Origin of the sequence: Vibrio sp. 10N.286.52.C3 (genome assembly GCF_041468865.1) — a bacterium.
GTDB classification, from domain to species: Bacteria; Pseudomonadota; Gammaproteobacteria; order Enterobacterales; family Vibrionaceae; genus Vibrio; species Vibrio crassostreae_C.
The window spans coordinates 1-22,502 of record NZ_JBFRJM010000076.1; the positions used below are offsets into that span (position 1 = coordinate 1).

Sequence of the window (22,502 nt, forward strand, 5' to 3'; positions counted from 1 at the left end):
GCCTCCTCCTACTCGATTTATATAAAGCTTAGTGGCACGAAATATAAAGCTATAGCGGCACGAACAAGATAGAAAAAAGGCGCTGAACATAATATTCAGCGCCTTGCATTGTTCGTTAAGCAATCGTGATTACTTAATTTCCATACCTTGAGCTTGCAAGTCCGCATGGTAAGAAGAACGTACAAACGGGCCACACGCTGCGTGAGTAAAGCCTAGCTCTAGAGCAATCTCTTTCAGCTCATCGAACTCAGAAGGCGGCACGTAGCGTTCTACTGGTAAGTGGTGACGGCTTGGTGCTAGGTATTGGCCTAGTGTCAGCATAGTCACACCATGTTCGCGAAGGTCTTTCAGTACTTGAACGATCTCTTCTTTTGTCTCACCAAGACCCATCATCACACCTGATTTTGTTGGGATATCAGGGTGCTGCTCTTTGAATTTCTTCAGTAGATCAAGAGACCACTTGTAGTTCGCACCTGGACGCGCTTTACGGTATAGACGTGGCGCTGTCTCTAGGTTGTGGTTGAAAACATCTGGCGGGTTGTCTTTCATTAGATCAAGTGCAACGTCCATACGACCGCGGAAGTCTGGAACCAGTGTTTCGATACGAATATTTGGGTTTAGTTCGCGAATCTCACGGTTACAGTCAGCAAAGTGCTGAGCACCGCCGTCACGCAAGTCATCACGGTCAACTGAAGTGATTACAACGTACTTCAGTTTCATGTCTTTAATCGTCTTAGCCAGTTTCTTCGGCTCTTCAGCTTCAGGAGCAACAGGACGACCATGGGCAACATCACAGAACGGGCAGCGACGAGTACAGATAGCGCCAAGAATCATAAACGTTGCCGTACCGTGGTTGAAACACTCGGCTAGGTTAGGGCAAGACGCTTCTTCACAAACTGAGTGCAGGTTGTTTTTACGCATTGCTGATTTGATTTCTTGAATACGATGACTGTCTGAAGGAAGTTTAATCTTCATCCATTCAGGCTTACGTAGAACTTCTTTCTGTTCAGCAGGCATATTCTTTACGGGAATTAATGCCATTTTGTCAGCGTCACGATATTTAACGCCTTTTTCCATTTGGATTGGTTTGCTCATGATTTTATGCTTACTGCTGTAATGTTACTGGTGGCTTGAATGTCTACTTGGTCATAGCCGAGTAGCTCTACGAGCTCTTGTATTAACTGTTGCTCAACGTTTTCTAGTTCACTTGGTCCGCCGAGTTGGCTTACCTGCGCCATTTCCATACCTTGGTAACCACATGGGTTAATACGTAGGAATGGAGACAGGTCCATATCGACGTTGAGTGCTAGCCCGTGGAACGAGCAGCCACGTCGAATACGTAATCCGAGTGAACAGATTTTCTTGCCATCGACATAAACACCAGGAGCGTCAGGTCGGGCAGCTGAATCTATATTGTAAGCTTTCAGAGTATTGATTACTAGGTTCTCGATATGAGTCACCAAATCACGCACTCCGAATTTCTTGCGGCGGATGTTAATCAGAAAGTAAGCCACTAATTGGCCTGGGCCGTGGTAAGTCACTTGGCCACCGCGATCGCTTTGTATTACAGGGATATCACCGGCATTTAATACATGCTCAGCTTTGCCTGCTTGTCCTTGAGTGAAGACAGGGTTGTGTTCAACCAACCAAACTTGGTCTAGGTCTTCTTCCGTGCGTTCGTCTGTGAACTTATGCATGGCTTTCCATACAGGTTCGTAATCCTGACGGCCTAATTTTTTTACGATTAGCTTATTTTGCAAAGCTGCACTCCCTCAAGGATTAATAAAGTGAACGCATTATAAACGCTAAACATGATTCTAACTACAGACGGACTGCAAGGTTTTTCAACTTTCTTTGTATTTATTGAAAATTAAGTTGAATGAATTTGAGCTAGATAGGGCGCTTTAAACAAAAACAGCGGCAATAAGCCGCTGTTTTTCATGTGTAATCGGAGATTACAGAACCATACGAACGATTTCGATCTCGCCCAGTTCTTTATAAAGAGTTTCTACTTGCTCAATTGAAGTCGCAGTAATATTGATAGAAACAGAGTGGTAGTTACCTTTCGCACTTGGTTTTAGCGTTGGGCTGTAGTCACCAGGAGCATGACGCTGGATCACTTCTAGTACTAGCTCAGTCAGTTCTGGCTTAGCGTGGCCCATTACTTTGTAAGTGAATGAACAAGGGAACTCTAAGAGGTCTTTTAGTTTTGCATCAGAATTGATGTTCATGATTAGCTCCAAAAGGCTAGACTCTCGCAAATTGGCGAAATGTCGATAAAAAGCGTGTTCGGTCAACAGACACGAGTAATAAGGCGGAATATTACGTGTAAATATCACCGAACTCAAGATCAACAAAAGCCGCACATGGCGGCTTTTGGTTCGCTAATGAGTAAATCATGAACTTACTCATTAGGTTAGCTATACAACAAGCTTGGGTTTTACCTAGAACAAACCTTTTGCTTGTTTAGAATAAACCCTTGAACAGAAGAACTAGGTAGTCCCATAGACGGCTGAATAGGCTGCCTTGGTCTACATCTTCAAGTGCTAGTAGTGGGTATTCAGCAACGTCTTCACCGTCTACTTGGTAGAATAGTTTACCAACTACATCGCCTTTGCTGATTGGCGCTTCTAGCTCTTTCTCAAGAACGAAGCTTGCCTTCAGGTTCTTAGCTTGACCACGAGGTAGCGTTACGAAAGTATCTTCGTCGACACCCAGTGCAACTGTGTCCTTGCTACCCATCCAGATCTTCTCTTCTACGAAGGTTTCACCGGCTGTGTGTGGTGCCACTGTTTCAAAGAAGCGGAAGCCGTAGCTAAGCAGTTTTTTGCTTTCTGTTTTACGAGCATTCGCATTCTTGGTGCCCATAACTACAGCCACTAGGCGCATTTTGCCTTCTGTCGCTGAGCTTACTAGGCTGTAACCTGCATTGCTTGTGTGGCCCGTTTTGATGCCATCAACGTTCATGCTCTTATCCCATAACAGACCGTTACGGTTGTATTGGGTGATGCCGTTGTATGTGAATTTCTTCTCTGAGTAGATACGGTACTCGTCTGGTACGTCGCGAATCAGCGCCTGACCAAGTAGCGCCATATCGTAAGGCGTTGAGTATAGGTTCGGGTTGTCTAGACCGTGCACGTTAGCAAAGTGCGTGTCTTTCATGCCGATAGAGCTTGCCCAAGCGTTCATTAGGTCAACGAATGCATCTTCAGAGCCAGCGATGTGTTCAGCCATAGCAACACATGCGTCGTTACCTGATTGAATGATGATACCGCGGTTTAATTCTTCAACTTTAACCGTAGTGCCCACTTCAACGAACATCTTAGATGAATCTGGGAAGTTTTTAGCCCAAGCATTTTCACTGATTACAACATCGTCGTTTAGGTTGATGTTGCCACGGTCGAGCTCTTGGCCGATCACGTAGCTCGTCATCATCTTGGTTAAACTTGCTGGAGAAAGCTGAGTATTCATCTCTTTCTCTGCTAGTACTTTGCCTGAATGGTAATCCATCAGAACAAAACCTTTAGCGGCGATTTGAGGAGCATCAGGAACAACAATAGGAGCGGCGAATGACGATGTAGCTATCGTTGCAGAAAGAGCAACAGAAGTAGCAAAAATCGATTTAACAAGTTTATTAGATTTAATCATTTTGAATGCAATTATTTGGTGAACTATTCATATATTAACAGAATCACTCTGTCACACCAGAGCGCTGATTACCAGAAGTAACTGTTAGATTAATTAGCGAGTTAGGGTGTGTTTTTTTATATAAGCTGACGGGTAACCCATTAGCTTAACTTGTTCTAATTTCTCTTGAGTCAGAGCATAGTCATGAAATGGCCCAATCATCAGACGGTAGTTGTCATCATTTGGCTGCAAGAACGTTGCTACTTCTAGCTTTTCGGCTAGATCTTTCGCTAACTTCTCTGTTCTATCTTCATGTGGAGATGTTGCGACTTGAATAATAAATTGCGGTAAAGCAGCCTTTTTATTTGCGTCGGTTGGCATAGCCACAGTAATGACTTCAATCTCAACATTTGCCGTGCCGGTTCTCAACACATCGAGCTTGTAAGCTGCCGCATAACTAAGGTCAATGATTCGGCCTTCATGGAATGGGCCGCGGTCATTGATACGAACAATCGTCGTTTTGTTATTGTCGGTATTCGTCACTTTTACATAGCTTGGAATTGGCAATGTTTTGTGCGCCGCAGACATCGAATACATGTCATAGATCTCGCCGTTAGACGTTAAGTGACCATGAAATTTCTTACCGTACCAAGAGGCTTTGCCTTTCTCAGTAAACCCTTCGGTCTTCTTTACGATCTTGTAGTCTTCGCCACGTAAAGTGTAATCCGTGTTACCACCTAAACTATAAGGTTCATACTGAGGGTGAGCATCCTCGAGATGCTCTACTGAGATAGGTGCGTCTGGTGCAATATCTGAATCAATATCGTAGCGGCCTGTTGGCTGCTTTGAAGAACAACCATTGATTAAAATCGCTAGCCCTAAGATAGAGGCTATTTTTTTGATTGGCAGCTCATCAACCAAGGATGCTTTTTTTGGAAACGTTGTAATAGACATCGATTAGGTCGCCTTTGAGAATGCTTTTCTGTGTGTATGGATCGACATTAAAATACCAAAACCAGCCATAAGGGTAACCATTGAAGTACCACCATAACTGACTAAAGGAAGAGGAACACCAACCACAGGTAGAATGCCACTTACCATGCCAATGTTTACAAAAATATAAACGAAGAAGCTCAGTACAATACTGCCGCCCATCATTCGACCGAATGCGGTTTGAGCTTGGCTCGCAAGCACTAAGCCACGTCCAATAATAAACAGGTAGATCGCAAGCAAGAACAAGATACCGATCATGCCCCATTCTTCGGCGATGACCGCAAAAATGAAGTCAGTATGACGCTCTGGGATGAACTCTAGTTGAGATTGAGTGCCTTGCAACCAACCTTTTCCTGATATACCACCCGAACCTATCGCAATCTTACTTTGAATGATGTGGTAACCCGCACCTAATGGATCTGATTCAGGATCAAAGAGGGTTCTTACACGTACCTTTTGATATTCACGCATCAAGAAGAACCATAAGATTGGAATAAATGCCCCTAACGCGATTGCGGCGCTAGCAATGATTTTCCAACTGATACCTGCCAGGAATATCACGAAGATACCTGATGCGGCGATAAGGATAGATGTACCTAGGTCAGGCTGCTTTGCGATTAGAATCGTCGGTACAAACACCATCACTAGCGAGATCGCTAATGTTTGGAATGTTGGTGGAAGTGAGCGCTTACCGATAAATCGCGCCAGCATCAAAGGCACCGCGAGCTTTAATAGCTCTGACGGTTGGAATCGAACAAAGCCGAAGTTTAACCAACGCTGGGCGCCTTTAGAGGCTTCACCAAAGAACAACACGCCCAATAGCAAGATGACACCACCTACAAATAGCAGTGGTGCCAAGGTTTCATAAGTGCGAGGTGAGATTTGCGCTAGGAAGATCATCACACCTAAAGACAGAGCCATGCGCATCGCCTGGCGATCCATCATCGCAAGGCTTTGTCCGCTTGCGCTGTACATGATCAGTAGGGCAAAGCCCATTAAAACCAGAATGCCGAGCAATAGCGGCAGGTCGATATGCAGCCTTTCGAATAGGGCTCTATTTCGTCCAGTTGAAGGATCAAGTTTCATTATTTAATTGGCTCACTTTGATAATCTTCTGCAAGGATAATATGGTCTAAAATCCTTCTTACTACTGGGCCGCCGTTAGAAGAACCGCCACCTGCGTTCTCTAGAACGATAGTCACGACGGCTTCAGGATCTTCAAAAGGCGCGTAACCCGTAAAGAGGGCGTGATCGCGTAAGTGCTCTGCGATTTCATCCGCGTTGTACTCTTCATCTTCTTTTAAGCCGAATACCTGCGCGGTACCCGATTTACCAGCGGTTTGGTAAGACATTTTCTGGAATGAACGTCTTGCCGTGCCTTTTTTACCGTGGTTAGCCAGCCTCATACCTTCCTGAGCGATATCCCAATACTTCTTCTTAACCCCGGTTAGCGGTGGGTAAGTTTCAATGTCCGACATGATTTGTTCATCGAATGGACGACCGTTATCAATGGTTGAACGAAGTAGGTGAGGTGCGGTTACTTCACCTTCATTGACCAAAACTGATGTGGCTTTTGCAATCTGCATGGGTGTTGCAGTCCAGTAGCCCTGTCCAATACCAACTGGAATAGTATCACCTTGATACCAAGGCACACGGTGTCTGGCCATCTTCCAATCACGAGTTGGCATATTGGCTTTGCTTTCTTCGTAGATATCGATGCCAGTATAATCACCAAAGCCGAACATCATCATCCATTTGGATATGCGATCAATGCCGAGATCATAAGCAATTTGGTAAAAGAAGGTATCCACCGACTCTTCAATCGCTTTCTCTATATCAACGACCCCGTGTCCCCAACGCAACCAGTCACGGAATGGTCTTGTTTTTGAATTAGGGATCTTCCAATAACCTGGGTCATTACGCGTTGTATTAGGTGTAATAACACCTTCTTGCAGAGCAGCAACAGCAATGAAGGGTTTGATCGTCGATGCTGGTGGGTAAATCCCTAGCGTGGCACGGTTAACCAAAGGGCGGTTTTTGTCTTGAAGTAGCGCGTTATAGCCTTTAGACGAGATACCATGCACGAATGCGTTTGGGTCGTAGCTTGGGCTCGATACCATGGCTAACACGCCATTGTCTTTCGGATCGAGAACGATAGCTGAACCACGGCGGCCATCAAGTAACTTATGTACGTATAGCTGTAGCTTGATATCTAAGTTAAGTACGATATCTTTGCCTGGAACCGAAGGGACAAATTTGAGGGTACGAATCACTCGTCCACGACTGTTAACTTCGACTTCTTGGTAGCCAGCTGTACCGTGCAACATATCTTCGTAATAACGCTCAATACCCAACTTACCGATATCACGTGTAGCTTGGTAATTGGCGTCTTTTTCTTCTCGCATCAAGCGCTGCATATCACGGTCATTGATGCGCGATACATAGCCTATTACGTGAGTGAGCACATCACCGTAAGGGTAGAAACGCTTCAAAGTTCCCGTAACTTCAACACCTGGGAATTTGTGTTGGTTTACAGAGAAGACGGCAACTTGTTCTTCAGACAGTTGATTAAGAATAGGTACTGATTTAAAGCGTCGTGAATTACGACGATCACGATTAAAGCGCTCGATACGCTCTGGCGGGATCTCAATTAATGCTTGCAGACGAGCAAGCGTGTCATCCATATCTTTAATTTTTTCGGGTATGATTTCTAGATTGAAAACAGGACGGTTTTCGGCAAGAAGTATACCGTTGCGATCGTAAATCAAACCACGGTTAGGGGCGATCGGAACGACCTTGATACGGTTGTCGTTAGAACGAGTTTTATAGTCTTGGTATTGATTGACCTGAATGTTGTACAGGTTAACAACCAACATCGACATCATGACTATGATCCCCGCAAACGCAACAAAAGCACGGCTAGTAAATAGTCGTGCTTCTGCTTTGTAATCGCGGATTTGGCTACGTTTACGTAACATTAACGCTTATTCTCGATGATAAGGGTGGTTAGCAGTGATGCTCCAAGCTCGATACAAGCTTTCAGCCATGATAACGCGTACTAATGGGTGAGGGAGAGTAAGCGCAGACAGAGACCAACTTTGGTCTGCGGCCGCTTTACATGCAGGTGCTAATCCTTCAGGCCCGCCAATTAGGATAGATACGTCACGTCCATCCAGCTTCCAACTTTCTAATTGCTCAGCAAGTTGAGGTGTATCCCACTTTCTACCTGGGATATCGAGCGTGACAATACGGTTGCCTTTTGGAACTGCAGCCAGCATCGCTTCACCTTCTTTTTGAAGAATGCGTGCAATATCTGCATTTTTACCGCGCTTTCCTGCAGTAATTTCAATGAGCTCTAATGGCATATCGTGAGGGAAGCGGCGTTTGTATTCTTGAAACCCTTCTTCAACCCACTTTGGCATTTTTGTGCCAACTGCGATTAACTGGATCTTCAAAGCTTAGCCCCAAAGTTTTTCTAGTTGGTACAGCTCACGATGCTCTTCTTGCATAACGTGAAGCATGCTTGTGCCCATATCTAGAACAACCCATTCACCTTCTTGCTGACCGTCCATACCTAGAGGTTGCATACCCGCTTTACGCACTTCATCAGCAACATGCTGTGCAATAGAGGCAACATGGCGTTTAGAGGTGCCAGTACAAACAATCATGTAATCAGTAACGCTTGATTTGCCTTCTACATCGATAGTTACAATCGATTCTGCTTTCATGTCGTCGGCTTTGTCTGCAAGAAAATCTTTTAGTTCTTCACGTAACACTGGGTGTTCCTTTAATCTGAATTTAGCTTTGTTTAGGGCTTGTTGACCCTAGAATATAACACGCTTTTATGCGTGGAATGGTATTGAAGCTGAAGGGATACAAAACTCTACGCTTAACTGATGAATTAGTGGCCAAGGCGACTGCTCATATTGAGTTTTTGTCATCAATTCAGCTTGAGTGAGCAACGCGAACAAAGAGTGTAATTGAGAAATCGAAACTCTTGTTAGCGCGGCGTTATAAAGAGGCTTTTTAGATTGCCAGATACGGTGTTTTTCGAAGACCTGACCAATCGGCATCTGTTTCATTTGTTGCTGCATTTGTAATAGCAGAGCAAGCTCTCGTTGTATGCTACGTAATAAAATGACGGGTTCGACACCTTCAGCTTCTAGCTGACGCAGGATTCGTTGTGCTCGGTTACCTTTGCCTGCCAATAACGCATCACTCCAATGGAATGGAGTAAAATGGTTGTGTCGACTCAGCGATTCTTCTAAGCGTACTAACGTGAGTTTTCCATCTGGGTATTGGAGAGCCAGTTTTTCTAGGCTTTGGGTGAGAGCAAATAGATTACCCTCATGCCATTGCGCCAGCATTTGAATCGCTTCAGGGTCTGGCGTTAAACCGATTTGACGGCAACGCGCTTGGACAAACTGAGGTAACCGACTGACATCTGGCGTTAGGCAACTGACCCAGTGACCCTGATTCGAAAGAGCCTTAAACCACTTAGCGCTTTCTTGAGCTTTGGTGAGCTTAGTGCCCACCAAGATTAACAAGATATCACTGTGGATATGCTCGGAGATTGCGAGTAGCTCTTTCGCTATTGCGGCACTGACGCCTGACTCTGGCAGTTCAAGCTCGATGACCTGACGGCTAGAGAATAGGCTCAGTGCTTGAGTGCAGTCGTAGACTTGATTCCAGTCGAGACTGCTATCAATCGCAAAGCGGTGACGTTCTTCAAAGCCTTGCTGTTTTGCAGCCTTTTGAATCGCTTCTCGGCTCTCTTGCAACAGTAGCGGTTCGTTACCAAAAATTAGGTAAACATTACTCAACTGTTTAATAAGTTGCTCTGATAAGCGGTCAGCAAAAATACGCATCAAATAAACCTATTACTCAGCCGAATCGCTAAGTGTTGGTTGTTCTTCTGAAGCTGGTACGATCTCAACATTCTTGATGTTGTATTGCTTTTCGAGTTCTTTCACTTGAACGTGCTCTAGTGCATCTAGGTCCATGCTATCAGCTGCAATGTTCGCTTTTAGTCGAGCCATCTGACGAAGGATTTGGCTTGTTGCCAACTTACGCATCTCATCTTCGATCATGTCTCGTTCAACCGACTTCGCAAGTGCAGTTAGCGGGTTATCTAGGTAACTACGGGTTACGCTGGTTGAGAACGTCTTTGAGCCTAGATCCGGGACAGTTACGCGGTATGAAGCGCGGAATGTCAGTTCTTTCTCTGCTGCACGAGTGTTTTGGTATAGAGACAGAGTTCGCTCACCTACGCTCTCACTAATAATATGCAGGTTAGGTGTATTCTCAGCCGGTGGCACAATTTCTACATCATTCATACGCAGTTGACCTTTCATCATACGTGTAAACGTACTGTATTGGTCGTAACTGGTTACGGAGATCTTGTTGAGTTCTTCTGGTACGGAGTAATCACCACGTAGGTGGAAACCACACGCACTTAATAGGCTGACGGTTAAAACAACAACAGTAACTTTCAATGAAGATAGTGAAATCAGGCGCATTATTTGATGGCTCTCATGAAGGTAGAATACTTATTTAAAGGCTTTAGTTCGTTTGAGTGGTTAGGCTCAAGTCTAAAGCGCTTAAATAAGTAGACAGGGCAATTAGCTACCCTGTCTACAGACTGCTTTTGATGAATTAAGTTCGTTAATTCTTTAGCAATTGCATTGTGCTAACGAAATTAGTTAGCAACGATGTTTAGAAGCTTACCTGGTACGAAGATAACTTTACGGATAGTTAAGCCATCTAGGAACTTCTTAGCGTTCTCATCGTTTAGACCAAGCTCACGAACTTGCTCTTCTGTTGCATCAGCAGCAACGGTTAGTTTCGCACGTAGCTTACCGTTGATCATAACAACGATAGTTTTCTCGTCTTCAACTAGCGCTTTCTCATCGAAAGTTGGCCATGTTGCTGAGTCTACGTTTGATTCACCCAGTGCAATCCACATTTCGTAAGAGATGTGTGGCGTCATTGGGTAAAGCATGCGAACAACAGCTTTTAGCGCTTCGTCAAGGATTGCACGGTCTTGTGCAGATTCTTGAGGTGCTTTCGCCAGCTTGTTCATCAGTTCCATGATTGCAGCGATTGCCGTGTTGAACGTTTGGCGACGGCCAATATCGTCCGTTACTTTCGCGATAGTTTTATGGATATCACGACGAAGTGCTTTTTGGTCGCCAGATAGCGCAGAAGCATCAACAGATTCAGCAGCACCCTTAGAAGAGTGAGCGTGAACCAATTTCCAAACACGTTTAAGGAAGCGGTTAGCCCCTTCAACGCCAGACTCTTGCCACTCAAGCGTCATGTCTGCAGGTGATGCAAACATCATGAATAGACGTACTGTATCAGCGCCGTACTTGTCTACCATCTCTTGTGGGTCGATACCGTTGTTCTTAGACTTAGACATTTTGATCATGCCTGAGTGTTCAACTTCACGACCTTGATCGTCGACTGCTTTTTCGATACGGCCTTTACCGTCACGTTCAACCGTTACGTCAGTCGGTGCAATCCACTCTTTGGTGCCTTTTTCGTTTTCGTGATAGAACGCGTCAGCCAGAACCATGCCTTGACATAGTAGTTGCTTGAACGGTTCATCAGACGTCACGTAGCCAGCATCACGTAGAAGCTTATGGAAGAAACGAGAGTAAAGCAGGTGCATACAAGCGTGCTCGATACCACCAACGTATTGGTCAACTGGTAGCCAGTAGTTTGCTTTCTCTGGATCTAGAATGTCGTCTGCTTGCGGTGAACAGTAACGTGCGTAGTACCAAGAAGACTCCATAAACGTATCGAACGTGTCAGTCTCACGTAGAGCGGGTTCGCCGTTGAATGTTGTTTCAGCCCAAGACTTGTCAGCCTTGATTGGGCTCGTTACGCCATCCATTACTACATCTTCAGGAAGAATGACTGGCAGTTGGTCTGCTGGTACTGGGTGAACTTCACCGTCTTCAGTGGTTACCATTGGGATTGGAGCGCCCCAGTAACGTTGACGAGATACACCCCAGTCACGTAGACGGAAGTTTACTGTCTTCTTACCTTTGCCTTCAGCTTCAAGCTTCGCAGCAATTGCATCGAATGCTTCTTGGAACGCAAGACCATCGAATTCACCAGAATCAAACAGTACACCTTTTTCAGTGTAAGCCGCTTCAGACACGTCTAGTTCAGAACCATCTTCAGGTTTGATTACTGGGATGATATCGATGCCGTACTTAGTTGCGAACTCGTAGTCACGTTGATCGTGAGCAGGAACCGCCATTACCGCACCTGTGCCGTAATCCATAAGTACGAAGTTTGCTACGTATACAGGAACAACACGACCGTTAAGAGGGTGGATAGCCGTTAGGCCAGTATCCATACCTTTCTTTTCCATCGTTGCGAGTTCAGCTTCAGCAACTTTAGTGTTACGACACTCTTCAACGAATGCAGCAAGCTCTGGGTTGTTCTTCGATGCTTTCTCTGCAAGAGGGTGACCTGCAGCGATACCAACGTAAGAAACACCCATTAGTGTATCTGGACGTGTTGTGTACACTTCTAATGGTGCTTCTTCGCCCTTAACAGCGAAAGATAGCTCAACACCTTCAGAGCGGCCGATCCAGTTGCGCTGCATGGTCTTAACCATTTCAGGCCAACCTTCAAGGTTGTCTAGATCGTCTAGTAGCTCTTGAGCGTACTCAGTGATTTTAATAAACCACTGTGGAATTTTCTTTTGCTCTACTGGAGTGTCACAACGCCAGCAACAACCGTCTTCTACTTGCTCATTTGCCAGTACTGTTTGGTCGTTTGGACACCAGTTCACTGAAGATGTCTTCTTGTAAACCAGGCCTTTTTCGTAAAGCTTAGTGAAGAACTCTTGTTCCCAACGGTAGTACTCTGGAGTACACGTTGCGAATTCACGGTTCCAGTCGTAACCAAAGCCTAGAAGCTTAAGCTGGTTCTTCATGTACTCAATGTTTTCGTAAGTCCATGGTGCAGGTGCTGTATTGTTTTTAACAGCGGCGTTTTCTGCAGGTAGGCCGAATGCATCCCAACCAATTGGCTGCATTACGTTTTTGCCTTGTAGACGTTGGAAACGAGATACCACATCACCGATGGTGTAGTTACGCACGTGACCCATGTGCAGTCGGCCACTTGGGTAAGGGAACATAGAAAGACAGTAGAATTTTTCTTTGTTTGGGTCTTCACTTACAACGAAAGTCTCGCTGTTATCCCAGTGTTGTTGAACCTTTTGTTCAATCTCTTGCGGGTTATATTGTTCTTGCATCGATGGTATCCGGTTATCTTGGAATTTGTGAGTTCGGTTAGAACAGAATCTTACAGATCGTCATAGAATACCTAAAGGAGCTGAGTACAACAATAGTTATACCCTTCATACTTGCAGTTGCCGCTTAGTAGATTGTGTAATTTTCACTGAATTTCGCAGGGCAACTATACTTAAGAGTATGAATTGCATTTGTTTGTAAGCGGGAGTGCATTGCAGCGCATCCGTTTGCTCACTAAAAGGTTGGTTATCTTAAGGAGGTTGTTATGCCGAAGAAAAAAGCGCTCTATGAAGAAGTCGTCGAAGAGGTGATTGAAACGCTGAAGCATAGCCCTGAAGAGCTCAACAACAAAATCGAAACGTCGGGCAAGTTTGCGAAAGCAGCTAATGATATGACTAAAGATGAGCTTTCATTGATCTCTGCCTACGTGAAGTCGGACTTAAAAGAGTTTTCCGAAAGCTATGAAGAGAGTAAAAGCGGTCCATTCTATTTGATGATTGCGGACTCTATTTGGCAAGGGCTGTTGGATATTACTGATCGTACTAAGGTGGAATGGGTTGAACTGTTCCAAGACTTAGAACACCAAGGCTTGTATCAAGCGGGTGAAGTCATTGGCTTGGGAACCTTAGTATGTGACGAGTGTGGTCACCAAACCGAATATAACCACCCAACCAATATCATTCCATGCATTAAATGTGGTTCTAAAGGGTTTAGTCGTAAAGCCCTTAAACCGTAAGCTTCTGAACCATAGCGTATCAACGCAAAACCACAGCAATGAAAAAGGGTTGACCCGATCAGTCAACCCTCAAATCACTTTTCGTCGAATCTAGCTTTTTGGCTTTCTAATTACCCAACCAATCACCAAGCTGAGCATCGCCCAGATATACAGTGGCCAAGTACCTACTGTGTGATAAGGCGTTTGACCATCCGTTGAAATGAGTTCAGCTTTTAACACTGCCGTTTCAAACTGAGGCACTTGCTTGATTATATTGCCTTTGTAATCAGTAACTGCCGTCACACCGTTGTTGGTCGAGCGAATAACCGGCTTACCAAGCTCCAGAGCACGCATCTGTGCAATTTCCATATGTTGCAGAGGGCCAATCGAACGACCAAACCACGCATCGTTAGAGAGCGTTAAAATAAAGTCAGTCTCGTCGGTTACGTTCTGTCTAACTTGATCATTAAAGATGATCTCATAACACAGTGCCGGCGCTAAGTGACGACCATTTGCCACTATGTTTGGTTGAACAAAGTCGCCACGGCTAAATGATGACATTGGCAAGTTAAAGAAAGGTGCTAATGGACGCAAGATATCTTCAAACGGCACAAACTCACCAAATGGTAACAGGTGGTGTTTATGGTAGCGTTCGTCTGGATCGTAGCTGTACTCACCGTATGGATTCACACCGAGAGAAAGAACACTGTTGTAGTATTTCTTATCTTCAGACTGATTCAGCACACCGGTAATGATCGAACTGTTGTTCATCTTCGCTGCGCTATCCAAGTTACGTAGGAAAGATGGGATCTCAACTTCGAATGCTGGAATAGCCGCTTCAGGCCAGATGATGATATCCGCTCCCCAGTTTTCTCTGCTTAGGTCGGTGTACTTCATCATGGTTGGCCAGCGATGACTCGGTAGCCATTTACTGTCTTGATCGACGTTGCCTTGTATCAAGACGACTGACGTGGTTTTTTCAGGGTTCGGCGTGACCCAGTCGATGTTGCGAATACCAAAGCCTGCGCTAAATACGACAGCGGGAATGATAGCGATGCTCCAAGCCCGGTTAACAATCGCATAAGTGAATGCAGAGGCTGAAACAATGATCGCTAAAGTTACTAGCTCTACGCCGCCAATCGGTGCAAATGAACCCAATGGCGAATCGATTTGGCTGTAGCCTAACCAAAGCCAAGGGAAGCCCGTCATTACCCAGCCACGCAGCCAATCACAGACTAGCCAGAATGCAGGAGCTGCAAGGAAAAAGCGGCTTAGGTTATTGGCAGGGAAGAATTTATTCAAACCCCAGGTAAATAGCCCTGAATAAACGGCTAGGTAGCCAACAAGCAATGCCATCAAAAATAGGTTGGCTGCCAGTGGCATGCCGCCAAAACCATCAATGCTGACGTATACCCAGCTGATACCTGTGGTGAATTGACCTAAACCCCATGCGTAGCCAATCCAAAGCGCACTTTTAGGAGAGCGGTTGTGGATCAGTAACAGCAACAAAGCTGGGCTGAGAATAGCAAGAGGCCATATAGAGTATGGAGCGAATGAAAGGGTGGTTATAGCGCCAACAAAAACGGCCGCAAGCGGCCGTAATAGGCGATGAATAAAGGTATTAGTCATCTAATTTCTGTCATCTCTTTAGAGAGAAGTTGTTATTCTTCGATAGTCGGAAGAGGCTGTTCGTCAGGAATGGTTACCTGTAGCTGAATCACACGACGGTTATCTGCTGATGTTATTTTGAAATGGTAGTTTTCGATTTCTACAATTTCGCCACGAACCGGCAGGTGGCCGAGTGCTGTCATAACCATGCCGCCTACCGTATCCACTTCGTCGTCACTAAAGGCAGTGTTAAACGTATCGTTGAACTCTTCAATAGTGGTTAAAGCTTTTACAGAGAAGGTATGCTTACTCAGCTTACGAATATCTAGCTCTTCTTCATCGTCGAACTCGTCTTCAATTTCACCAACGATTTCTTCGAGGATATCTTCAATGGTTACCAGGCCAGAAACTCCACCAAACTCATCGACAACGATAGACATGTGGTAACGCTCTTCTTGGAACTCCTTAAGCAGGCGATCAACTCGCTTACTTTCAGGAACAACCACGACAGGGCGAATCACTTGTTCGATATCAAATGGAGCACTTTCTGAACCCAAATACTTAAGTAGGTCCTTCGCTAATAGAATGCCTTCAACATGGTCTTTATCTTCACTGATCACTGGGTAGCGAGAGTGTTGAGCATCAGTAATGAGCGCAATCAATGTATCTAGATCATCTGTGCGTTCAACTGTAACCATTTGAGAGCGAGGCAGCATGATATCGCGTACTCGCATCTCTGAAATTTCCATAACACCCTCGAGCATGTCGCGTGTGTCGTGGTCAATTAGGTCATTAATTTCTGAGTCGCGGATTACATCTACGAGCTCTTGGCGATCTTTTACTTCACCTTGAAATAGTTGGCCTAGGCGTTCAAAGAAGGACTTTCTACTCGGACCTTCAGATTTTTTACTTCCCTCAGAAGTGGGGGGGTTACCTTCGTTCATGATTTCTCAAAAAATAACGCTATCAGAAGTGTGATAGCACACGTTAAAACTCAGATTCCTGCGAAAATCACAGGTTCGATGAGTTATTGTTTCTCTGCAACCTACTTTACTAGAATCAATTTACTTTTCTAGAATGTAAGGGTCTTCAAACCCCATAGATTGCATGATTTCTGTCTCGAGTGACTCCATCTCTTCAGCTTCATCATCTTCGATATGATCATAACCTAGCAGATGCAGACTGCCATGTACAACCATATGAGCCCAGTGTGCTAGCAGAGGCTTACTTTGCTCTTCTGCTTCTTTTTCGACAACTTGGCGGCAGATAATGAGGTCGCCCAGTAGATCTAACTCGATCCCTGGAGGAGCCTCGAATGGAAAAGACAACACGTTAGTTGGCTTATCTTTGCCACGATATTCATGATTGAGCTGGTGGCTTTCTTGTGTATCAACGATACGAACCGTCAACTCAGCGTTCTCTTGAAACTGAGGAATTGTCTTGTCCAACCAAAGCTGAATATCTTGCTCAGTTGGAAGACCTTGCTCATTTTCGACTGCTATTTGCAGGTCTAGTTCAATAGACATCTATTTATCACCTTGTTCTGTAATCACAGAACTATTTTGTGTTGCTAATTGTGTCGTAACTGCCTGCTGAGCCTCAAGAAGTTTGGCTTCGCGCTCTTCACGTTTACGCTTTTCAAACTCTTTGCGCTCTTTCTGGTCTTTCGCTTCCCATTTCTCGTAGGCGTTGACGATACGAGCAACAACAGGGTGACGAACCACATCTTCAGACATGAAGAAATTAAAGCTGATGTCATCCACTTCACTCAGCACTTCAGTTGCATGACGAAGACCAGACTTCGCTCCACGAGGTAAATCGATTTGCGTAATGTCACCTGTGATAACTGCACGCGAATTAAAACCGATACGGGTTAAGAACATTTTCATCTGTTCTACCGTGGTGTTTTGGCTCTCATCAAGAATGATAAATGCATCATTTAGTGTACGTCCACGCATGTAAGCCAGTGGAGCGACTTCAATCACGTTACGTTCAATTAGCTTTTCAACACGTTCAAAACCGAGCATCTCAAACAGTGCATCGTAAAGTGGGCGCAAATATGGGTCGACTTTCTGGCTTAAATCACCCGGTAGGAACCCAAGCTTCTCACCGGCTTCTACAGCAGGGCGAGTCAGTAGGATCCGGCGAACCTCTTGGCGTTCAAGTGCATCAACTGCTGCTGCAACGGCTAAATAGGTTTTACCTGTACCTGCTGGCCCAATACCAAAGGTGATGTCATGGGTGACCATGTTCATTAGGTACTGTGCTTGGTTTGGCGTACGAGGTTTGATGACGCCTTTTTTAGTCTTAATGGTCACTTCTTTGCCGTAGTCGATTTCAGACTCGACGTGTTGTTCCAAAATGCCAGATTCGGTGACCGCCAGATGCACTTGCTCTGGTTCGATATCGATTATGTTGCCTTTAACTGGAGCCGTTTCAACATAGAGGTGTTTGATGATGTCTAAAGCAGCGGCTGCTGTGTGAGGCTTACCAACGATGGTGAAGAAGTTGCTTCGGTAATTAATCTCAACGCCAAGACGACGCTCAAGGTGTTTGATGTTGTCGTCGAATGGTCCGCATAAGCTAGCCAAGCGCTTGTTGTCGGCTGGCTCTAGATTTATCTCTAAGGTAACGATTTTATTGCTCAAATTAGCCTCTCATTTTGTGCCACTCGCTCTTAAATAAAACAAAGAGCAAAAAGCCCGATTTAGACCGGGCTTTTGATTGTGATATCCCTATTTCTAAGATGGTCACTTAGTTAGGTAATTTCAAGCTTTGTGTTTGCGCTTTGTGCTCAAACAGTTGTATTGCCTACGGTGTAAATGTCGCTACACCTAGCTCGTCTTCACGTTTTGTTTTTTCCATCATTTCTGCTGGAGTCATAACAACGCGTAGACCCATGTCTTTTTCTGTGCGAACTAGCTCACCACGTAGTGAGTTGGTGTAAACCTCAGTGATCTTCACATCTACGAACTGGCCGATTAGGTCTGCAGAACCTTCGAAGTTCACAACACGGCTGTTTTCTGTACGGCCGCGAAGTTCCATTAGGTTCTTTCTTGATGGACCTTCAACAAGGATACGTTGCTCTGTGCCTAGCATTAGACGAGAGAAGCGCATAGCTTGTGTGTTTACCGTTTGTTGCAGTTCGTATAGACGATCTTTCTTCTCTTGTGCTGGTACGTCACATGGGTAATCTGCCGCTGGCGTACCCGGACGAGGAGAGAAAACAAAGCTGAAGCTCATATCGAAATCAACGTCTTTAATTAGATTCATTGTATCTTGGAAGTCTTGCTTAGACTCACCAGGGAAACCAACAATAAAGTCAGAGCTGATTTGAATGTCAGGGCGAGCTTTACGCAGTTTACGGATAATAGATTTGTACTCGATAGCCGTATGTGGGCGCTTCATCATCGTAAGAATACGGTCACTACCACTTTGTACTGGTAGGTGAAGGAAGCTCACTAGCTCTGGTGTGTCTTTGTAAACTTCAATGATGTCGTCACCAAACTCAAGCGGGTGGCTTGTTGTGAAACGAATACGGTCGATACCGTCGATAGAAGCAACAAGACGAAGCAGTTCTGCGAATGAACAGATATCGCCTTCGTGTGTTGGACCGCGGTATGCGTTTACGTTTTGACCTAGCAGGTTAACTTCACGTACGCCTTGCTCTGCAAGTTGAGCAACTTCGAAAAGTACATCATCCATTGGACGGCTAACTTCTTCGCCACGTGTGTATGGTACAACGCAGTAAGTACAGTATTTAGAACAACCTTCCATGATAGAAACGAACGCCGTCGCGCCTTCAGCTTTTGGCTCTGGCAGGTTATCGAACTTTTCGATCTCTGGGAAAGAGATATCCATTACTGGCTTTTCGTTAGACAGTGATGATTTAATCATCTCTGGCAAACGGTGTAATGTTTGTGGGCCAAAGATAACGTCTACGTAAGGTGCACGTTGACGAATGTGATCACCTTCTTGAGTCGCTACACAGCCACCCACACCGATCACCACACCTTCTTTTTTATCTTTAAGCGTTTTCCAACGACCAAGCTGGTGGAATACTTTTTCTTGCGCTTTTTCGCGGATAGAACAAGTATTCAATAGTAGTACGTCTGCTTCCTCAGGTACTTCAGTTAGCTCATAGCCATTTGCAGCGTTAAGCAGGTCGGCCATTTTTGATGAATCATATTCATTCATCTGACAGCCCCAAGTTTTAATTAGCAGTTTCTTACTCATTATATGTTCGCTCGATCGTTAGTTTAATTTAAGGGAGCAAATCGCCCATTATTCATCCGCTAGCCCCGTTTGTCATAATTCGGTATTCAATTTTATGACAGGCTCTAGCGGCAAGCGGCGTATTGTACTGGTTTCAAAACCGACTGACTAGTAGTCTGAACAAATCTCTTATGTAGTGGTTTTTATTATCGTTAACGCCATATGCCATATGCCATAAGGGATAACCCTTTTTTCGAATAAGGTTTTTGGTTACAAGTTAGTTATGAAAAAGTACAATCAAAAACAGTCAAAGAATCAAACTGATAAGTACGAAATATGAACAGTTACGATATTGTAGTAGTCGGTGGCGGCATGGTTGGCGCAGCAACAGCAATCGGTTTTGCAAAGCAAGGTCTGAGTGTTGCGGTGATCGAAGGTTTTGCCCCACAAGCTTTTGATGAATCGCAAGCGATGGACATTCGTGTGTCAGCGATTTCTCAAGCATCGGTCGATTTGCTTGAAAATCTTGGTGCATGGCAAAGTATTGCAGCAATGCGAGTGTGTTCTTATAAACGTTTAGAGACGTGGGAGCACCCAGAGTGTCGTACTCGATTTGATGCTGCCTCACTAGACCTTCCTCGTTTGGGCTATATCGTTGAGAACAGACTCATTCAATTAGGTTTATGGTCTCAATTTGATGCCTACGACAATCTCGAACTGTTATGCCCAGAAAAGCTCGATGTGATTGAGTTTGGTGAAATCAATATCGTAAAGCTTCAATCAGGGGCTGAGTTGTCTGCGAAGTGGGTGGTTGGTGCTGATGGTGCGAATTCAGCCGTTCGCCAACAAGCTGGAATTGGCATCACGGCTTGGGATTATCGACAACACTGTATGCTTATCAATGTAGAAACAGAACAACCTCAGCAAGATATTACTTGGCAGCAATTTCTACCAAGTGGCCCTCGTTCATTTTTGCCTTTGTGTTCTCTAACCTCTGACGGTCAAGAAGTCGGGCTGGGCTCGTTAGTTTGGTATGATTCTCCACTGCGTATTAAGCAACTGTCAGCAATGGCCCCTGAAAAACTACGTAACGAAGTACTTACTCACTTTCCTAAAGAGTTAGGTGATATCAAAGTCTTGAATTCGGGTTCTTTTCCTCTGACACGACGTCATGCTCAATCATACTCGAAGAATAACTGTATTTTAGTCGGGGACTCTGCGCATACTATCAACCCTTTGGCTGGACAAGGTGTTAACTTAGGCTTCAAAGATGTATCAGTACTGTTGAATGTCACCAAAGAACAGGGTGAATTGAATGAGTTTGTAGCAAGACGTTATGAAGTGATGAGAAGAGGCGACAACCTAATGATGCAGAGTGGCATGGATTTTTTCTACAAGACATTCAGCAACGACATTGGTCCGCTCAAGTTTGCACGTAATGCTGCGCTAAAATTAGCAGAGAACTCTGGGCCGATTAAAACCCAAGTATTGAAATACGCCTTAGGCCTTTAATTTATTAGTTCAGATTATCTATATAGAGAAGGAGAGCAGATGCTCTCCTTTTTTGTTTGGTGCTGAGTGCTATAACTGCTGTGTAACGCAAACCGGTGCATCGATCTCTAAAGAGTATCCTGTATAAACCAAAGACCCATCCTCATTATTTCGTTTGAATGAGGTGATGTTATTGGAGTGTTGGTTTGCTGCGATAACCCATCGTCCGCAGTCAGTAATATGAAAATCGCGAGGGAAGTTGCCTTCAGTATTATAGCTATCAATAAAAATAGGCATTTTTGTTGTAGGCTCGATTCTGAAGCAACTGATCCTTGATTGGTGTCGACAAGATACATAGAGGAATTGCTCATCCGGCGATAGTTTTATCGCAGCCGTAGCTTCTCCTTTCTCCATATTGGGAAGCGCATCAATTTCTTCTACGATATTCCATACACCCAAAACCTTTTCCAACATAAGTATTGATTCAGAGAGCTCGCAGATCACATAGGCTCTGTCTTCTGCTTTGTTAAAGATTAAATGGCGAGGTCCATTGCCAGCTGGCACTTTAATAGACTGCATAGGCCCGTCTAGAAACTCTTCCTGTTCTTCATCGAAGCAATAGAAGTTGATTCGATCGGTGCCGAGATCGACAGTCACAAACTGTGGCGAGTTTTGTAAGAACAGACATTGGTGGGCGTGCGGGCTAGTTTGTCTCTCTTTGTTTGGCCCGGAACCAACCATCTTGATTGTTTTGAGGCGCTTATCGATGTTGCCATTGATACTTAAGCTAAAAATATCGAATGTGCTTGATGAGTATTGCGACGTGATAGCAAACTTATTGTGTGGATCTATCGTGATGTGACAGGGGTGACCGCCAGCGATAGTACCGGAGTTCTTAACCGTCTTTGAGTTAGGGCTAGGAATATGAATCAGCTGCGGCTGTTTTGGCTGATCAATTTCAGACGCGGTATAGATGCCAAGTTTTGTCGCTACGACAAAAGACGGGTTAGTGCACTCTGCAACGAGCTCTAAAGGTAATAGCTTTCCGCTTTCCAAGTCTAATTGAGCCTGATATACGCCTTGGCTTTTACTGGGAGTGTCTGTGTAGCAACCGATCGTTAGAGTGAGGTTTTTCATAGGGAAGTCATACTCAATTAGAAAATGGAGCAGACATTGTCTTATAAAAAAGTCATGAAGTGATTAGATAGAGAGAAATACTTGGTGACGAAGTTATCAGATTTACATATTCCAGATAAAACAAAACCCAGCTAAAAAGCTGGGTTTCATTCAATAATGGTGCGGTCGGAGAGACTTGAACTCTCACACCTCTCGGCGCCAGAACCTAAATCTGGTGCGTCTACCAATTCCGCCACGACCGCAGCAAATCTTTGTAGTCATATCGAATATTGGTGCTTCAATAAGACATTGTATAAGTGGTGGCTACTGCGGGATTTGAACCTGCGACCCCATCATTATGAGTGATGTGCTCTAACCAACTGAGCTAAGTAGCCATAATAAATCTAATAGATTCATTATTTGTTCTCTAATTAAAGAGAAATAATGGTGCGGTCGGAGAGACT

At 44.7% G+C, this 22,502-nt stretch carries 20 protein-coding genes and 2 tRNA genes; 2 read left to right on the forward strand and 20 right to left on the reverse strand.

Annotated features, from left to right (window positions below):
* Window positions 1-129: 129 nt before the first annotated feature.
* The 12 genes from lipA to leuS form a co-directional block, all read right to left on the reverse strand.
* The gene (gene lipA / locus AB4138_RS21945) at window positions 130-1,095 is read right to left on the reverse strand and encodes a lipoyl synthase (protein WP_017059920.1); all 966 of its coding nucleotides are present in this window, start codon (window positions 1,093-1,095) and stop codon (window positions 130-132) included.
* Complete coding sequence (lipB, locus tag AB4138_RS21950) at window positions 1,092-1,760, reverse strand: lipoyl(octanoyl) transferase LipB (protein ID WP_372307701.1); 669 nt, start codon at window positions 1,758-1,760, stop codon at window positions 1,092-1,094. Before lipB ends, lipA begins: the two co-directional genes overlap by 4 nt.
* 195 nt (window positions 1,761-1,955) lie before the next feature.
* Entirely contained in the window at window positions 1,956-2,234 is a 279-nt protein-coding gene (ybeD, locus tag AB4138_RS21955) for a DUF493 family protein YbeD (protein ID WP_026084358.1), read from the reverse strand.
* 232 nt (window positions 2,235-2,466) lie between these two features.
* Window positions 2,467-3,648 carry a serine hydrolase gene (locus tag AB4138_RS21960; RefSeq protein ID WP_017068508.1) on the reverse strand — a complete coding sequence of 394 codons (1,182 nt, stop codon included), beginning with the start codon at window positions 3,646-3,648 and terminating at the stop codon, window positions 2,467-2,469.
* 93 nt (window positions 3,649-3,741) lie between these two features.
* Window positions 3,742-4,581, reverse strand: a complete 840-nt coding sequence (locus AB4138_RS21965; protein WP_136974115.1) for a septal ring lytic transglycosylase RlpA family protein — start codon at window positions 4,579-4,581, stop codon at window positions 3,742-3,744.
* Between the two features lie 3 nt (window positions 4,582-4,584).
* Window positions 4,585-5,706 (reverse strand): rod shape-determining protein RodA, encoded by a 1,122-nt coding sequence (rodA, locus tag AB4138_RS21970; RefSeq protein ID WP_017062334.1) that lies wholly within the window; start codon window positions 5,704-5,706, stop codon window positions 4,585-4,587.
* Entirely contained in the window at window positions 5,706-7,598 is a 1,893-nt protein-coding gene (gene mrdA, locus AB4138_RS21975) for a penicillin-binding protein 2 (RefSeq protein WP_017068507.1), read from the reverse strand. Before mrdA ends, rodA begins: the two co-directional genes overlap by 1 nt.
* 6 nt (window positions 7,599-7,604) lie before the next feature.
* Window positions 7,605-8,075 carry a 23S rRNA (pseudouridine(1915)-N(3))-methyltransferase RlmH gene (gene rlmH / locus AB4138_RS21980; RefSeq protein ID WP_017068506.1) on the reverse strand — a complete coding sequence of 157 codons (471 nt, stop codon included), beginning with the start codon at window positions 8,073-8,075 and terminating at the stop codon, window positions 7,605-7,607.
* A 3-nt stretch (window positions 8,076-8,078) separates the two neighbouring features.
* Window positions 8,079-8,396, reverse strand: coding sequence for a ribosome silencing factor (gene rsfS, locus AB4138_RS21985; protein WP_004735247.1), 318 nt, complete (start codon window positions 8,394-8,396; stop codon window positions 8,079-8,081).
* Window positions 8,397-8,462: 66 nt separating this feature from the next.
* On the reverse strand, window positions 8,463-9,488 hold the full coding sequence (holA, locus tag AB4138_RS21990) for a DNA polymerase III subunit delta (protein ID WP_372307704.1): 1,026 nt from the start codon (window positions 9,486-9,488) through the stop codon (window positions 8,463-8,465).
* Window positions 9,489-9,500: 12 nt separating this feature from the next.
* On the reverse strand, window positions 9,501-10,139 hold the full coding sequence (gene lptE / locus AB4138_RS21995) for an LPS assembly lipoprotein LptE (protein WP_017068504.1): 639 nt from the start codon (window positions 10,137-10,139) through the stop codon (window positions 9,501-9,503).
* 179 nt (window positions 10,140-10,318) lie between these two features.
* Window positions 10,319-12,895 (reverse strand): leucine--tRNA ligase, encoded by a 2,577-nt coding sequence (gene leuS, locus AB4138_RS22000; protein WP_372307707.1) that lies wholly within the window; start codon window positions 12,893-12,895, stop codon window positions 10,319-10,321.
* A 263-nt stretch (window positions 12,896-13,158) separates the two neighbouring features.
* On the opposite strand from leuS, the gene AB4138_RS22005 reads away from it, so the two are divergent.
* Complete coding sequence (locus tag AB4138_RS22005; protein WP_017062329.1) at window positions 13,159-13,629, forward strand: zinc ribbon-containing protein; 471 nt, start codon at window positions 13,159-13,161, stop codon at window positions 13,627-13,629.
* A 90-nt stretch (window positions 13,630-13,719) separates the two neighbouring features.
* Here the strand turns inward: AB4138_RS22005 and lnt are convergent, their stop codons facing one another.
* From lnt to miaB, 5 genes are all read right to left on the reverse strand, one after another.
* Complete coding sequence (lnt, locus tag AB4138_RS22010) at window positions 13,720-15,237, reverse strand: apolipoprotein N-acyltransferase (RefSeq protein ID WP_065584440.1); 1,518 nt, start codon at window positions 15,235-15,237, stop codon at window positions 13,720-13,722.
* Between the two features lie 32 nt (window positions 15,238-15,269).
* Window positions 15,270-16,160: a CNNM family magnesium/cobalt transport protein CorC gene (corC, locus tag AB4138_RS22015; RefSeq protein ID WP_012603382.1), complete on the reverse strand. Its 891-nt coding sequence runs from the start codon at window positions 16,158-16,160 to the stop codon at window positions 15,270-15,272.
* A gap of 120 nt (window positions 16,161-16,280) precedes the next feature.
* Window positions 16,281-16,742, reverse strand: a complete 462-nt coding sequence (gene ybeY, locus AB4138_RS22020; protein ID WP_371721389.1) for an rRNA maturation RNase YbeY — start codon at window positions 16,740-16,742, stop codon at window positions 16,281-16,283.
* The gene (locus AB4138_RS22025; RefSeq protein ID WP_048663673.1) at window positions 16,743-17,864 is read right to left on the reverse strand and encodes a PhoH family protein; all 1,122 of its coding nucleotides are present in this window, start codon (window positions 17,862-17,864) and stop codon (window positions 16,743-16,745) included.
* A 163-nt stretch (window positions 17,865-18,027) separates the two neighbouring features.
* Window positions 18,028-19,452: a tRNA (N6-isopentenyl adenosine(37)-C2)-methylthiotransferase MiaB gene (gene miaB, locus AB4138_RS22030; RefSeq protein ID WP_372307710.1), complete on the reverse strand. Its 1,425-nt coding sequence runs from the start codon at window positions 19,450-19,452 to the stop codon at window positions 18,028-18,030.
* Between the two features lie 315 nt (window positions 19,453-19,767).
* Between miaB and AB4138_RS22035 the strand changes: the two genes are divergently transcribed.
* Window positions 19,768-20,943, forward strand: a complete 1,176-nt coding sequence (locus AB4138_RS22035) for a 2-octaprenyl-3-methyl-6-methoxy-1,4-benzoquinol hydroxylase (protein ID WP_372307713.1) — start codon at window positions 19,768-19,770, stop codon at window positions 20,941-20,943.
* Window positions 20,944-21,012: 69 nt separating this feature from the next.
* Here AB4138_RS22035 and AB4138_RS22040 read toward each other — a convergent pair whose 3' ends face one another.
* From AB4138_RS22040 to AB4138_RS22050, 3 genes are all read right to left on the reverse strand, one after another.
* Window positions 21,013-22,059 carry a lactonase family protein gene (locus AB4138_RS22040; RefSeq protein WP_372307715.1) on the reverse strand — a complete coding sequence of 349 codons (1,047 nt, stop codon included), beginning with the start codon at window positions 22,057-22,059 and terminating at the stop codon, window positions 21,013-21,015.
* Window positions 22,060-22,216: 157 nt separating this feature from the next.
* A tRNA-Leu gene (locus AB4138_RS22045) sits at window positions 22,217-22,301 on the reverse strand.
* 55 nt (window positions 22,302-22,356) lie between these two features.
* Window positions 22,357-22,433: transfer RNA gene (locus AB4138_RS22050), tRNA-Met, on the reverse strand.
* Between the last annotated feature and the right edge of the window lie 69 nt (window positions 22,434-22,502).